The 14,263-nt window shown below is 66.7% G+C and carries 13 protein-coding genes; 12 read left to right on the forward strand and 1 reads right to left on the reverse strand.

The window, feature by feature from the left end; all coding sequences use genetic code 11:
• The first annotated feature begins 119 nt into the window (after positions 1–119).
• The 7 genes from QUS11_00395 to QUS11_00425 all read left to right on the forward strand — a co-directional run bounded on the left by QUS11_00395 (position 120) and on the right by QUS11_00425 (position 8,389).
• On the forward strand, positions 120–1,433 hold the full coding sequence (locus QUS11_00395; protein MDM7991752.1) for a pitrilysin family protein: 1,314 nt from the start codon (positions 120–122) through the stop codon (positions 1,431–1,433).
• The gene (locus QUS11_00400; protein MDM7991753.1) at positions 1,430–2,737 is read left to right on the forward strand and encodes an insulinase family protein; all 1,308 of its coding nucleotides are present in this window, start codon (positions 1,430–1,432) and stop codon (positions 2,735–2,737) included. The genes QUS11_00395 and QUS11_00400 overlap by 4 nt, the downstream gene beginning before the upstream one ends.
• Positions 2,734–3,093, forward strand: coding sequence for a hypothetical protein (locus QUS11_00405; protein ID MDM7991754.1), 360 nt, complete (start codon positions 2,734–2,736; stop codon positions 3,091–3,093). The genes QUS11_00400 and QUS11_00405 overlap by 4 nt, the downstream gene beginning before the upstream one ends.
• Positions 3,094–3,149: 56 nt before the next feature.
• Positions 3,150–4,943 (forward strand): ABC transporter ATP-binding protein, encoded by a 1,794-nt coding sequence (locus QUS11_00410; protein ID MDM7991755.1) that lies wholly within the window; start codon positions 3,150–3,152, stop codon positions 4,941–4,943.
• Between the two features lie 84 nt (positions 4,944–5,027).
• Positions 5,028–7,127, forward strand: coding sequence for an ABC transporter ATP-binding protein (locus tag QUS11_00415; protein MDM7991756.1), 2,100 nt, complete (start codon positions 5,028–5,030; stop codon positions 7,125–7,127).
• A 169-nt stretch (positions 7,128–7,296) separates the two neighbouring features.
• Complete coding sequence (locus QUS11_00420; protein MDM7991757.1) at positions 7,297–7,818, forward strand: cob(I)yrinic acid a,c-diamide adenosyltransferase; 522 nt, start codon at positions 7,297–7,299, stop codon at positions 7,816–7,818.
• Between the two features lie 13 nt (positions 7,819–7,831).
• On the forward strand, positions 7,832–8,389 hold the full coding sequence (locus QUS11_00425) for a hypothetical protein (GenBank protein ID MDM7991758.1): 558 nt from the start codon (positions 7,832–7,834) through the stop codon (positions 8,387–8,389).
• Here QUS11_00425 and rlmN read toward each other — a convergent pair.
• A complete protein-coding gene (gene rlmN, locus QUS11_00430; GenBank protein MDM7991759.1) occupies positions 8,379–9,398 on the reverse strand; it encodes a 23S rRNA (adenine(2503)-C(2))-methyltransferase RlmN in 1,020 nt (339 codons plus the stop codon). The genes QUS11_00425 and rlmN overlap by 11 nt on opposite strands.
• Before the next feature lie 114 nt (positions 9,399–9,512).
• On the opposite strand from rlmN, the gene mtnP reads away from it, so the two are divergent.
• From mtnP to QUS11_00455, 5 genes are all read left to right on the forward strand, one after another.
• The gene (gene mtnP, locus QUS11_00435) at positions 9,513–10,373 is read left to right on the forward strand and encodes an S-methyl-5'-thioadenosine phosphorylase (GenBank protein MDM7991760.1); all 861 of its coding nucleotides are present in this window, start codon (positions 9,513–9,515) and stop codon (positions 10,371–10,373) included.
• Positions 10,370–11,347, forward strand: a complete 978-nt coding sequence (locus QUS11_00440) for a thiamine-phosphate kinase (GenBank protein ID MDM7991761.1) — start codon at positions 10,370–10,372, stop codon at positions 11,345–11,347. The genes mtnP and QUS11_00440 overlap by 4 nt, the downstream gene beginning before the upstream one ends.
• A 43-nt stretch (positions 11,348–11,390) precedes the next feature.
• The gene (locus tag QUS11_00445) at positions 11,391–12,416 is read left to right on the forward strand and encodes a M42 family metallopeptidase (GenBank protein ID MDM7991762.1); all 1,026 of its coding nucleotides are present in this window, start codon (positions 11,391–11,393) and stop codon (positions 12,414–12,416) included.
• Positions 12,417–12,593: 177 nt separating this feature from the next.
• Positions 12,594–13,301: a hypothetical protein gene (locus QUS11_00450; protein MDM7991763.1), complete on the forward strand. Its 708-nt coding sequence runs from the start codon at positions 12,594–12,596 to the stop codon at positions 13,299–13,301.
• Entirely contained in the window at positions 13,298–14,242 is a 945-nt protein-coding gene (locus QUS11_00455) for a lysophospholipid acyltransferase family protein (protein ID MDM7991764.1), read from the forward strand. The genes QUS11_00450 and QUS11_00455 overlap by 4 nt, the downstream gene beginning before the upstream one ends.
• Positions 14,243–14,263 lie beyond the last annotated feature (21 nt).

Genomic DNA, 14,263 nt, shown 5'->3' on the forward strand with positions numbered 1-14,263 from the left:
CTCTTTGAACATAAGCGGCCGCCGGGGAGCGGGAAATTGACCGGAGGAGGCAGGAAAGGCGATAATCGCGGGACGTCCCGCATCGGGCGGAACGCATCTTCGATCCGGACGGGGACCCCATGAAAATCGCACCGGTGCTCTGCCTCGCGGTCGCGTCGATTGCGTCGTCCGCGGCATACTCCCTCAGGACCCTCGACAACGGCCTGACGGTGATCGTCTCGCGCGACGACTCTGCGCCGGTGGTGACGATCTGCATCGCGGTGAAGACCGGCTCCACCTGCCAGACCGAGGCGGACTGCGGCCTGGCCCACTTCTACGAGCACATGTTCTTCAAGGGCAACGCCCTGATACCCGACCAGACAGCGTACAACGCCCGCATGGGCGAACTGGGGATCGTCCAGAACGGGTCCACATCCGACGAGATCGTCAGGTACCACGTCACGCTCCCGTCCGAGCGCCTTTCCGAGGGGCTCGAGTTCATGTACTACGCCATCGCGACACCCCTCTTCGACGAGGACGAGATGGCTGTCGAGCGAAGCGTCATCCTCAACGAGTACCAGCGCGACACGACGCACCCGTACTGGGACTACTGGAAGGCCAGGGAGGCCGTGCTGCACCCCTCGGCGCCCTGGAGGGCCAACAGCATAGGGCTGCCCGAGGTGATCACGAGCGCCGACCGCAGCGTGATGGATGCCTTCCGGGCGACCTACTACACGCCCGACAACTGCGTTCTCATCATCGCGGGCAGCGTCGACGAGGACAGCGCCTTCGCCCTGGCGGAGCGCTGGATGTCCGCCTGGGAGTACGGCGGGAGGAGCGACTACGACGAGCTCCCGATGCTGGTCGAGATAGCACGTGACACCACCGTGGCCATCCCCTCCATCCCCGGCGTCGAACTCGTGTCCATCGACTACGCCGGCCCGTCGCTCGTCACCGATCCCTCGGCCACCTACGCGGCCGACGTGTGGGGGACCTGCCTCGAGATGATGAACGGCGAGTTCTACCGCGACCTGGTGACGAACGGGCCCTTCATGGACGTATCGGCCGGCTTCTACACGCAGAGGTACGCCCCCGTCATCTCCTTCTCGGGCACGCCGAGGCCCGGCAGGTCGGCCGAGGCCGTGCAGGCTCTCGAGCAGGAGATCGACCAGCTCCTCTCCCCGTCCTACTACGATGGATACGATCTCCACGCCGCCACCGAGAGCCTCCGGAGGCACAGGCTGCTCGCGGAGGAGACATCCTATGACGTGGCCGTCGAGTCCCTGGCTTTCTGGTGGGTGGTCGGCGGAGGGCTCGGATACTACGACACCTATCCCGACAGCCTGGCCCTCGTCACGGTCGACGACGTGGCCGCGTTCCTCGATGAATACGTGGCGGGCAGGCCTTCCGTGACCTTCGTCATGTCTCCCGCCGAGGGGGGTGGTGCCGAGTGAGGACGATACTTGCCATCCTGCTCGCCGCTTCGGCGGCCTTCGCCTCGGTGCCCTCCGACGTCGTGGAATTCGAGCTCGGGAACGGCATCCGGGTCATCTCGAGGCAGATGCCGTCCACGAACGAGGGACTCGCCGTCTTCCTCGAGGGCGGTTCGAGGACGCTCGACGAGGGCACCGCCGGGATCGAGAACCTCGCGTTCGAAGCCTGCCTGATGGGTTCCTCGCGCTATCCCGGCGAGGCCTGGCGCTCGCTGATGGACGTCACCCAGGCCAGGATCGAGGGCGTCTACGGGTACGACTTCAGCGCCCTCCGCCTGATGTGCCTGGAGGAGGACCTGCCGGCCCTGCTCGACGCCATGTCCGACTGCCTCATCGACCCCGAGCTCGAGCCCGGGGCGTTCGAGCGCACCAGGGACGGCCTCCTGCAGGCGCTGCTCGTCGAGGAGAGCGATCCCGACGAGAGGGTCTGGCGGGTGGCCAACGAGGGCCTCTTCGAGGGCCATCCCTACAGGTTCGACCCCTCGGGGACCGTGGAGACCATGTCGGTCTTCACGGCCGCCGACGTGGAGGCCCGCCTCGAATCGAGGATCCTCGCCGGGAACATCCTGATCGCGCACGTCGGGCCGACGGGGACCGAGGATCTGAGGGGGATGCTCGAGGGCACCTTCGGGCGGATAGCGCCGGGAGGCGGCGATCTGACGCCGCCCCCGCCGTTCGCGTTCTCGCGCGACACGGTGGTCTTCCAGCCCGAGTCGACCCTGACGGCCTACATCGTCGGCAAGTTCCCCGCGCCGGCCCCCTCCGATCCCGACTTTCCGCTGTTCACGGCTGCGATGGACGCCGTAAGCGACCGGTTCTGGCAGGTGCTGCGCACCGAGCGCGGCCTGACCTACGCACCCTTCGCCGGCGCGGCATCGTCGATGCGCAACTGGGCCTATCTCTATGCGAGCACCCCCGAAGCCGCGGAAGCCTGCTCGCTCATGGCGGCGATAGTTCTCGACGGCGCGTCGGGGGGCTTCTCGGACGAGAACCTCCAGGGCAGCCTGGAGGTGGCGAGGACGGGCAGGATGATGTCCCTGTCGTCTCCGTACAACCAGGCCTACATGCTCGGGATGTACCGGATAGAGACGGGCGACTGGCGCAACCTCTGGCTGTACAGCGATATTGCCCGCGACATGGACCCCGCGATGCTCGGAGAGGTCCTCACGAGATGGCTGGGCCCGATCTCCTGGGGCCTGGTGGGCGATCCGGGGATCTGCGCCCCGGTGACGTCCTCCCCGCCGACGATTACGGAGGGAAGATGAGGACCCTTCTTGCAGCGGCCGCCCTGCTGATCACGGCATCGTGCTCGACCTCGTCCGCGCCCCCGGATCCGGTGACGACCGGTGACGGGGCAGTGACCCTCTCCGGCACCGTCGAGGTCCTCGCCCCTGGAACCAGGTCCGAGACGATCATCCTCCAGGTCGATACCACCGGCGAGGTGGTGGCCCTGGTGGGCGAGGAGGCTTCCGGCCTGCGCGGGATGCCCGGCTCGACGATAACCGTGACCGGGTTCTTCACCGAGGCGGGATGGTCGGTCGACCCCGGCATCAGGAAGCTGGAGGTCACGGACGTGACCGCCGGCGAAGGCCCCGAATCCTCCGACAGGTACGAGGACTGACTGGCATCGGCACGAGCTGCGAAAGCGGCCTCCCGGAACGGCATGGAACGGCATAGATGGAAGACCACGAAGAGAAGCGCCCCCGCATCGACCGATCGAGCCTCAAGGCGATAATCCGCCTGCTGTGGTCCCACAGGAGATCCATAGCCCTCGGCCTTGTCGCGCTCGTCTTCGTCGACGGCCTCCAGCTCGTCATCCCCAAGATCACCCAGCACGTCGTCGACGACCTGGCGCAGGGCTCAGCCACGCAGGAGCGGCTGATCCTGGCCGGGATCGCCATCGTGGTGGTCTCCATCCTCATGGGCGGGTGCAGGTTCATCTGGCGCTACTTCATAATCGGATCGAGCCAGAAGATCGAACGGGACCTCCGGCAGGACCTCTACGACCACCTCCAGAAGCTGTCCCCCCAGTTCTACGACAGGACCAAGGTCGGCGACCTGATGGCCCATGCCACGAACGACCTCCAGGCGGTGCGGATGGCCTGCGGCATGGCTACCCTGGCGTCGTTCGACTCGCTGATACTCGCCATCGCGAGCCTCTCGGTGATGATGGTTATGAACGTCAGGCTGACGCTCCTCACCCTCCTGCCCCTGCCCATCCTCGCGCTCGTGATGTTCCGGTTCGGCTCGCTGGTGCACAGGCGCTTCATGTCCGTGCAGGAATCCTTCTCCGCACTCACCGAGCGCGTCCAGGAGAGCCTTTCCGGGATCAGGGTGGTGAAGGCCTACGGCGACGAGGAGTCGGAGCAGAGGTTCTTCGACACCAGGGCGAAGGACTGCGCGGACCAGAACATCAGGCTGGGAATGATCGGCGGCGTGTTCGACCCGATGATAGGCGCCCTCGCCATGGCGAGCATGGTGATACTCCTGAGCGAGGGCGGCTCGATGGTCATCTCGGGCGAGGTCTCGCTCGGTGAGTTCGTGGCCTTCTCGAGCTACCTCCACACCCTGATATGGCCGATGATGGCCGTGGGCTGGGTGGTCAACCTCCTCCAGCGGGGCACCGCCAGCATGGACAGGCTCGAGAGGATCTTCACCACACCTCCGGACATCGTCGGAGGCCACCGCGAGGCTCCCGCGGACACATCCATCGAGGTCAGGGGCCTGAGCTTCGCGTACCCGGGCACCGAAACGCAGGTTCTCGACGATGTCTCCTTCAGCCTTCCCGGCGGTTCGACGCTCGGGATAGTGGGCAGGACGGGATCGGGCAAGACCACCCTCGTCGAGCTGATGATGCGCCTGTACGACCCGCCGGCGGGCACGATCCTGATAGGCGGGACGGACATCCGCGACATGTCGCTCGAGGCGCTCCGGGGCTTCTTCGGGTACGTGCCCCAGGAGACCTTCCTCTTCGCCATGAACGTGGCCGACAACATCGCGTTCGGGACCGGCGGGCTCTCCCGCGGGCAGGTCGAGGACCTGGCCCGGAAGGTCCAGATCCAATCCGAGATAGAGTCCTTCCCCGAAGGCTATGACACCCTCGTGGGCGAGAGGGGCGTGACCCTCTCCGGGGGACAGAAGCAGAGAGTGGCGATCGCGAGGGCCCTGGCCACCGATCCCTCCATCCTCGTGCTCGACGACGCCCTCTCCAGCGTGGACACCGAGACCGAGGCCGCGATCCTCTCGACCCTGTCCGAGAGCCTCGGCCAGAGGACCGGCGTCGTGATAGCCCACAGGATAAGCACCGTGAAGAGGGCCGATCTGATCATCGTCCTGGACGGAGGCAGGCTCGTCGAGTCCGGGACTCACGACGAGCTGCTCGCCCTTGGCGGCATCTACGCTGACCTCCACAGGATGCAGCAGCTCGAGGAGGAAGCCAGGCGCACGCCCACCGCGGTTGGGGGCGATTGACGTGAACGGCCATTCCGACTGGGATGCCGATACGGATGTGGAGGAGACCAGGCGCTTCCTGCCCTCCGGGAGGGGGCGATCGACGTGAACGGCCATTCCGACTGGGATGCAGATCTGATCGAAGGCAAGGCCTACGACGGCAGGCTCGTGAAGAGGCTTCTGGCCTTCGTTAAGCCCCACCGCTGGCTGGTCGTGCTCGCCTTTCTCTTCATGGTGGTCTCCACCGGGGTCGACCTGATCATCCCCTACATCACGAAGATCGGCATCGACAGGTATCTCGCGCGCCTCTACCAGATCTACGAGGGGACCCCCGGCGCATGCGACTCGCTCATGGCGCTGTCCCCCTCCGAGGGCGACTTCGTCAGACTCGACGGGAACACCGTCCTGGTGCGCAAGGCCTCCCTCGAATCCCTCGACTCTGCCGACAGGGAGGCCCTCGTCGGGGGCGTCGGTCTGGGGACGCAGACCTACTACAGGTTCCCGGCAGACGAGGTGCCCGCCGACGTGGCCGACAGGGTGGAGGACGCGGTGGTGGCCGGAGGGGAGTGGCTGGTCCCCGAGGCGGGCATGTCCTCGGTGCCCCCGGACATCCTGCTGCGCATGAGGGGGGCCGACCGCGACGGCATCAGGCGGCTCGCCCTGACAGCGGCGGTGATAGTGCTCCTGGGCCTCGCGATAGGGTACGGCCACGCCGTCACCCTCGCCGTTGCCGGCCAGCGGTCGATGTACGACCTCCGCTCGGCGCTCTTCTCGCACATACAGAAGCTCTCCCTCTCGTTCTTCGACAGGAATGCCGTCGGGAGGCTGGTCACGAGGGTGACGAACGACATCGAGGCCCTGAACGAGATGTTCGCCGCCGTGCTCGTGAACATGTTCAAGGACATCCTCCTGCTCACCGGCACCGTGGCCATACTCTTCTTCATGAACCCCCGCCTGGCCCTGGTGGCGCTGGCGGTCGCCCCCTTCTTCGCCTTCGTGTCCATGGTGTTCCGGCGGAAGGTCAGGGGGGCCTTCAGGGACGCCAGGCGCCTGCTGTCCTCCCTCAACTCGAGGCTTGCCGAGGACCTCTCGGGCATCAAGGTCGTGCAGATCTTCAGGAGGGAGCCGGCCCGCAGGGAGAGGTACAGCAGGACCAACGAGGACTACTTCGCCGCGAACATGCGGCAGCTCGTGATCTTCGGCATCTTCAGGCCGGCCATCGAGATCCTGGCTTCGACAGGCGTCGCGCTCGTGCTGGTCACGGGCGGGGTGAGCGTCCTGGGCGGGGCGCTGACCATCGGCGCGCTCGTGGCGTTCGTCAGCTACGTCAGGCAGATGTTCCAGCCCATAGCGGACATGAGCGAGAAGTTCAACATCATGCAGAGCGCGATGGCCTCGGCGGAGAGGGTGTTCGGCGTCATGGACACGGAGCCCGACGTCACCGACTCTCCCGAAGCCACCGCCCCCGCCGGCATCACCGGGAGAGTGGAGTTCGACTCCGTCTCGTTCTCCTATGTCGAGGGCAAGGAGGTGCTCAGGGACGTCTCCTTCAGGGTCGAGCCCGGCAGGAGCGTGGCCATAGTGGGACCCACGGGGGCTGGCAAAACATCGATCATCAGCCTGCTCTGCAGGTTCTACGATCCGGCATCGGGTTCGGTGAAGGTGGATGGCACTGACATAAGGCGGATGCCCGTGGCCTCGCTCCGCCGCAACATGGCCATCGTACTCCAGGATGCGTTCATCTTCAGCAGGACGGTCGAGGACAACATCAGGCTGGGTTCGCCCATAGACAGGAGCTCTGTCGAGCGCGCCGCCGAGATGGTCCAGGCCGACGGCTTCATCGGGAACCTGCCCGGAGGCTACTCGGAGGTCATGGCCGAGAGGGGCGCCACCCTCTCGACCGGCCAGAAGCAGCTGCTGTGCTTTGCCAGGGCCCTTGCCCACGATCCGAAGATCCTGATCCTCGACGAGGCCACCAGCAGCGTCGATCCGGCCACCGAGCAGCTCATCCAGAAGGCTATAGAGACCCTGATGAGGGGCAGGACGAGCATCATCGTGGCGCACAGGCTGAGCACCATACAGAAGGCCGACGAGATCCTGGTCATCGACGCCGGCAGGATCGTCGAGCGCGGCAGCCATCAGGAGCTCCTCGCCCGCAGGGGCATCTACTACAACCTGTACCTGCTCCAGTACCGCAACGGCTGAGACCCTCTCCGCTCTGCAGCGCACCATCCCCGGCCGAAGGTAATCCTCCGCAGACCGCCCTCCATTCCCATGCCGCAACGGCTGACGCCTCCGGGGATTTGACGCCGGTGCCCCCGTGCCGTACCATATCCGCAGTGGCCGGAGTCCCGGCCGGGGGGAGGCGGAGCGGTTGAAGCAGGGCTTCGTCCAGATGTACATAGGCGACGGCAAGGGCAAGACCACGGCCGCCCTCGGGCTCGCAGTAAGAGCGGCATGCGCGTTCCTCCGCGTCGGCATCTACCAGTTCATGAAGGGCGAACAGACGTCCGAGCTGGCCCTCCCCTGGCGCTTTCCGGGGCTGATCGAGATCCGGCAGCTCGGGCGCCCCGGCTTCCTCGACCCGGGGAAGCCCGACCCCGAGGACATCGCCCTGGCCAGGGAGGGCCTGGCGATACTCGCGGGCGAGACCTCGTGGGATTTCGACATCGTGATAGCCGACGAGATACTGACCGCGGTGACGCTCGGCCTGCTGACGGATACCGAGGTCGAGGGGCTTCTTGAGATGCGCCCCGAGGGGACGGAGCTCGTCATGACGGGCAGGTATCCCCGCGACGGCCGGCTCACGGGCCTGGCCGACCTGGTCACCGAGATGTGCGAAGTCAAACACTACTGGCGCAACGGAGTCGAGGCCCGCAAGGGCATCGAGTTCTGACTGGAGGAATCCGATGACAGGGCTGCTGATCCTGGCCGCACTCTCCCTCGCCGATCCCGGGCGGGGCGACCTGGAACTGGGCTTCGGCGGAGGAGCCTGGATCCCGACCGGTTCCGACTTCGAAACCGCTCTCTCGGCGGGCCCGATGTTCGAGGCGGCGCTGCAGATCCCCATGGAGCTCAGCTCCTGCATCTGGCTCCGCACCGGCTACAGGTCCGCCTCCACCGACTCCCCGGCGTGGGACGGCGTCGCCTGCATCCCTCTCCAGATCGGCTACAGGTCGTACCCCTTCTACCATCGCTACGCCGGGCAGAGGGGCCTGGAACCCTTCGTGGGCATAGGCGCCGGGGGTTTCGTGGCCTGGGACGAGCCGGCCGACGGCGATGAGGACGGGGTGTCCTCCGGCGGCGGGATCGTCAGCATCGAGCTCGGAACCAGGATCAGGCTCGGCGAGGCGACGTTCATGGACGTCGTGCTGCGCCCCGAGTGGATGCCCTGCGGCAAGGAGCTGGCGGGGGAGGACGACCTGTCAGGCCTCTCGGCCGTGGCCGTGCTCCACTTCACTCCCTAGGAGCCTCGCTTCCGAGAGAGGCCCCGAGCTGCCCGCAGGCCCCTCCGGCGGATGAACCGAGCGATTTCCTGACCGTGGCCTCCCGGCCCATCTCCGTCAGGATGTCGAGAAACGCCTTCATGCGCCTCTCCGGAGGCCTCGAGAAGCCGGTGCCATCGACATCGTTGCAGGGTATGAGGTTGATCTTGCACCATACCCCCCTCGTGAAGTCACCGAGGGCCCTGGCCTCGTCAGGCGAGTCGTTGATCCCGTCCAGGAGGCAGAACTCGAAGGTCACGGGGCGGTTCTTCGCGGACGAGTAGCCTATCGCGGCCTTCCTCACCTCACGCAGGCCCCACCGCCTGGCAGCGGGGATGAGCCTGTCCCTCGTCGCCTGCATCGCGCTGTGCAGCGATATCGCCAGCCCCGCCTGCCCGGGATGAGCTGCGAGCTTCGCCATCCCCTCCGGCACCCCCACGGTCGAGACCGTTACGTGCCTCGTTCCGATCCCGGCTCCGCGAGGGTCCGTGATGATCGTGAGGGAATCGAGCACCGCCTTCACGTTGAGCAGCGGCTCGCCCATGCCCATGTACACCACGTTCGTCACCCGGCCCTCGGAGAATCTTCTCAGGGCATTGAACTGCCCCGCTATCTCGCCCGCCGAGAGGTTCCTCCTGAAGCCGGTCCTGCCCGTCATGCAGAAGGCGCAGCCCACCGGGCAGCCCACCTGCGACGAGAGGCATGCGGTGATCCTGCCGGGGACGGGCAGCAGCACGCTCTCGATGGAGAGACCGTCGCGCAGCGGGAAGACGAACTTCGAGGCCCCGTCGGGCGAGTCGGCCCTCAGGGCGGGCTCCGGGCTCCAGATGTAGGCGGCGTCCGACAGCGACGACCTCAGGGTCGAAGGCAGATCGGACATGTCCTGGAAGCTGCCCGAGAGCCTCCTGTGCACCCAGCCGAAGATCTGTCCGGTCCTCCATGGAGGGAGCCCCAGGTCTCCCAGCCACTCGCCGAGCCCGGCAAAGGTCATGCCGCCCGCATCGACTGTCGGAATGCCGTCCCTGCCGCTGTCTGCCTCGATGGCGCCACCTCTCTCCCTGCTAGATATATTCGTCGTCCAGCACATCCCAACCGGAGGAAGATAATGGAAAACGGTGAGAGGATCGGGATAATAGGCGGCACCGGGCTCTACGCGCTCGATGGCATCGTAACGGAGGGTACCGTAGAGCCCGTGACCCCCTGCGGCTCCGTGTCCTCCCCGATCGTGCTCGCGTCGCTGGACGGAGTGAAGCTCGCATTCCTGGCCAGACACGGGACAGGGCACGTCCACTCCCCGTCCGAGGTCCCCTATGCCGCCAACATTTACGCGCTCAAGGCGCTCGGCGTGCGCAGGATCATATCCGTCTCGGCCGTGGGGAGCCTGAAGAGCAAGATCGCCCCCCGCGACATGGTCGTCCCCGACCAGCTCTGGGACAGGACGAAGGGAATCAGGAGGTCCACGTTCTTCGGCGGCGGCATCGTGGCCCACGTGTCCTTCGGCGAGCCGTACTGCCCCTGCATGAGGGAGATACTGGCCGCGAGCGCCGTCGAGGCCGGAGCCAATGTGCATCCGAAGGGCGACTACGTCTGCATCGAGGGCCCCGCCTTCTCCACCAGGGCCGAGAGCAGGATCTACAGGGCGATGGGCTGCGACATCATCGGCATGACCGCCATTCCCGAGGCCAAGCTCGCACGCGAGGCCAACATGTGCTACTCGACCCTGGCCCTGGTCACCGACTACGACGCCTGGCACGAGAGCGAGGAGGAGGTCACGGTCGAGATGGTCGTGGCCAACATGAACGCGAACACGGCCCTGGCGGGCAGGGTGGTGGCCATCGCCGCAAGGGCCGCGGCCTCGCGAAAATTCACCTGCGGCTGCAGGGCCGCCTCGACGAACGCGGTGATGACGGCCCCCGACAGGCGCGATCCCGAGCGCATGGAGGAATTGAAGGTAGTGCTCTCGTGAATGACGGGGGCGCATCCGGTCCGACGCTGTCCGGCATGGGCGAGAGGGGGTTCATAGCCCGCCTCAGGAGGGAGTTCCCCGGGCTCCGCGAAGCCGGGGACGATGCCGCCGTGCTTCCCGCTCTGTCCTGTCCCGTCGCCACGATCGACTCCTTCGTGGAGGGCAGGCATTTCCACCGCTGGTGGTGCGACCCGGCAGTCCTGGGCAGGAGGCTGCTCGAGGCGACCCTGAGCGACCTGGCATCGATGGGCGCCGGGCCGTCGAGCGTGCTCGTCTCCCTGGCCGCCCCCGGGGATCTCGGCTGGGACTGGCTCTCGGGATTCTACGCGGGCCTCCTCTCCAGGGATGACTGCATCGTGGCCGGAGGCGAGACGGTGGCTTCGGACAGGCTCCTGATAACGATCTCCGCCACCGGAGAGGGCGGCGATCCCTCCACGCTCCTCAGGCGCAGCTCCATGGAGCCGGGGGATTCGCTGTGGCTCACGGGACCCCTGGGCAGATCGCTAGACATAGAGGCCGCGATGGAGGCTTGCGGAGGCCTCGAAGGCGCCTCGCTCCGCCCGGTGAAGCCCCTGCCGGAGAGCGAAATCGAGCGGATCAGGGCCTTCCTCCGACCCCTGGCGGCCTTCGACGAGGCCGGCATCATCAGGAAGAGGGGCGTCCGCTGCGCGATCGACGTATCGGACGGGCTCTTCTCGGAAGCGATGCACCTGTGCTCCGAGAGCGGGGCCGGATGCGAGATCGACCTCGACCCGGTGCCGCTCTTCGAGGCAGTCCGCGACAGGCCCGCGGAGGCCTGTGCGGCCGGCGAGGATTTCGTCCTCCTGTTCAGCGCCCCGCCTTCGCTCGACTTCGCGGACTGCGGTTTCGCAAGGATCGGCTGCGCCTCCGAGGAACCCGGGGTGCGGATCAGCCTGGGCGGCCGGCCCGCCGGGCTTCCGGGCAGAACCGGCTACGACCATTTCGAATGCTGAAGAACGCCTGCAGGGACTTCTATCGGTGACTGTGGAGGCTGACATGCAGAGAACCCTTGAGATACTGGAGAAGCTCGTCTCGATCCCGTCCCCGTCGGGCATGACGGACGGGGCCGTGGCATTCCTCGAGGAGTCCGCACGGGGCGCAGGCATCCCGACGGCACTGACCAACAAGGGCGGCCTGCTGGCCGGGTGCCTCGGCGAACCCGAGCTCGTGGTGTCGGGGCATGTCGACACCCTCGGGGCGATAGTGAGCGGCCTCAGGAGCGACGGCACCCTCTCGTTCTCGCAGATCGGCGGTCTCGTCCTCCCCTCGTTCGAGGCGGAGTACGTGACGGTGCATTCCGAAGGGGGGAAGACCTTCAGAGGAACTCTCCTCCTCGACAACCCAGCGGTCCATGTCAACCGGGATGCGGGGAAGACGGAGCGCAGCCAGACCAACATGCACGTCAGGCTGGATGTCGAGGCGTCATCGAAGAAGGACCTCGAAGGTCTCGGTGTCGGAGTCGGCGACTTCATCTCGTTCGATCCCAGGTTCGAGCGCACATCGACCGGGTTCGTGAAGTCGAGGTTCCTCGACGACAAGGCGGGCTGTGCGGCCATGGCGGGTGCCATGCTGGCGCTCGGGGCGGACGGGATGGACAAGGCCCGGACCTGCTTCTTCTTCACGAACTTCGAGGAGGTCGGGCACGGGGCCTCCGCGGGCATCCCCGGCTCCGCCCGGCGCATGCTCGTGGTGGACATGGGCGTCGTCGGGGAGAAGGTCGAGGGGGTCGAGACGGCGGTCTCTATCTGCGTCAAGGACTCCAGGGGTCCGTATGACCTGGCCCTCCGCCGCAGGCTCGCGGGCCTGGCCCGGGAGGGGGGGATACCGCACAGGCTCGACGTGTTCCCGTTCTACGGCTCGGACGGAGCTTCTGCCCAGTCGGCGGGATACGACATCAGGACGGCGCTCGTCGGCCCCGGGGTCTCGGCCTCGCACGGCATGGAGAGGACTCATGCGAAGGGGATCGAGGCGGCCCGCGACCTTGTGAGGGCCTTCGTGGAAAGCGGCCCGGGGGTCGACTGAGCGACCCGGGAGAGAGGAGGTGGCGTGATGCACGCTTCGGCCATGGTGGCGATCCTGTGCGCTTCGCTCGAGCTGGTGGAGCTCGGCGCATCCGGTACCCTCACAACGAACCGGCCCTACTGCGGTTCTTGAGCGGATTACGGACGCAGGTACCAGGTTCTGGTACTCGGAGAAGAGATGAACGGGCCGGGCACCATCTCGGAGGTCCAGCTCTTCGCGACCCATGACGCCTTCAGCGAGGCCGTGTTCTACAAGGCGGAGATCCTGTTCTGCCACACCACCATGGATGAGCTGACGACATCCTTCTCGGACAACTACGCCGGGTTCGAACCGGCCAGGGCCCACTGGCTGGACACTCTCGCGATCGACTGGACAGCGCCCGGGTGGAACGGATTCGAGCTCCAGCAGCCCTTCGAATACGACGGGGAGCACAACCTGATCATCGAGTTCAGGTATCTCGGCGAGGACGGCAGGACCATAAACGCCAAGGCCTTCTATCCCCCGACCCCGAACAGGACTCTGGACGCGGGGCTTCCCACTTCGTCGACCGGCGAGCTCCTGAGCTTCATGAACTCGCTCAGGATCTACTTCACGCCGCCGACGGGGATCGCAGGGGACGACGGATCCGCAGGGCCTTCGATGACTCTCCGGGCCTGCCCGTCCGCCGATCCGGCGTTCGTTCTCGACGTGCCCGGTGCGGGCCCGGCAGCGCTCGGTCTCTACTCGTCCGACGGCAGGCTCGTCTGGGAATGGGGCGGTACGAGCCTCCAGGCCGGTGAGACGACGGTTTCCGGGGTTCCCGGCAGCCTGCCGCCCGGGATCTACACCGCCGTGCTCGAGGCATGCGGTTCCACCACTTCCGTCAGGGTGGCAATCCTGAGATGAGCGACGGACCGGCCGGCACGAAGGAGAAGCGGCTTCTGCGCCCGACCTTCAGGCATCTGCTCGAATATGCGGCCCTCAGGGCGGTGGTCCTGGCCCTGGACCTGATGCCGCTGCGCATGGCGCTGTGCTTCGGGGCGGCGATCGGCCGGGCCGCATGGATCCTCGGGATCAGGCGGAAGGTCTCCCTGATCAATCTCGGGCAGGCCTTCCCCGATCTTCCCGTGCGAGCGAGAGCGGAGATAGGCGCTCGCTCCTACGCCAATTTCGGCAGGTTCACCGTGGAGTTCGCCAGGCAGCGGAGGCTCGGGCGCCGGCACATCGAGAAGTACGTCAGGATCGAGAACCCCGGTATCATGAAGCGGCTCGGCGAGGAGGGCGGGATCGGCCTCGCCTTCCACTTCGGGAACTGGGAGCTGCAGGGCGTCCTCCAGAGCTATGGAGGCGTCAGCACGCGCTTCCTCGTTGGCAGGCAGCACAACGCGCTCGTCGACGGCTTCGTCAACAGGCTCAGGTCTGTCCACGGCATCGGCCTGATCAGCCGGGACGGGGCCATGCGGGAGATCTTCAGGACGATCCGGGAGAAGGGTGTCGTGGCATGGCTGTCGGATCAGGATGCCGGCCGCGGCGGGATCGTCGTCGATTTCTTCGGCATGCCGGCGTCCACCCCGCGCGGGGCGGCGGCGTTCGCCGTGAAGCTGGGCTGCCCGATCTACCCGACCTTCATGGTGCGCGAGCACGGCCCGTACCACACTGCGGTCTACACCGAGCCCATCCTGCCGCGGAAGGACATCCCGGCTGACCAGGCCGAGATCGAACTCACCCAGCTCTACACCAGACGCCTCGAGGACATGGTGAGGCGCCGCCCCGACCTGTACTGGTGGCCGCACCGCCGCTGGAAGACCACCGGCCTCTACGCCCGGAAGGGCCGGGAGGCCGGGTGAAGAAAGGGGGGGGGGGGGGGG

Source organism: Candidatus Fermentibacter sp. (assembly GCA_030373045.1).
Taxonomy (GTDB): Bacteria; Fermentibacterota; Fermentibacteria; order Fermentibacterales; family Fermentibacteraceae; genus Fermentibacter.

Bases quoted from the DNA above. Each gene is read 5' to 3' on its own strand.
- QUS11_00395 (MDM7991752.1), top strand. From the start codon at position 120: ATGAAAATCGCACCGGTGCTCTGCCTCGCGGTCGCGTCGATTGCGTCG.
- QUS11_00405 (MDM7991754.1), top strand. From the start codon at position 2,734: ATGAGGACCCTTCTTGCAGCGGCCGCCCTGCTGATCACGGCATCGTGC.
- QUS11_00410 (MDM7991755.1), top strand. From the start codon at position 3,150: ATGGAAGACCACGAAGAGAAGCGCCCCCGCATCGACCGATCGAGCCTC.
- QUS11_00425 (MDM7991758.1), top strand. From the start codon at position 7,832: ATGACAGGGCTGCTGATCCTGGCCGCACTCTCCCTCGCCGATCCCGGG.
- rlmN (MDM7991759.1), bottom strand. From the start codon at position 9,398: ATGACCTTTGCCGGGCTCGGCGAGTGGCTGGGAGACCTGGGGCTCCCT.
- mtnP (MDM7991760.1), top strand. From the start codon at position 9,513: ATGGAAAACGGTGAGAGGATCGGGATAATAGGCGGCACCGGGCTCTAC.
- QUS11_00445 (MDM7991762.1), top strand. From the start codon at position 11,391: ATGCAGAGAACCCTTGAGATACTGGAGAAGCTCGTCTCGATCCCGTCC.
- QUS11_00450 (MDM7991763.1), top strand. From the start codon at position 12,594: ATGAACGGGCCGGGCACCATCTCGGAGGTCCAGCTCTTCGCGACCCAT.
- QUS11_00455 (MDM7991764.1), top strand. From the start codon at position 13,298: ATGAGCGACGGACCGGCCGGCACGAAGGAGAAGCGGCTTCTGCGCCCG.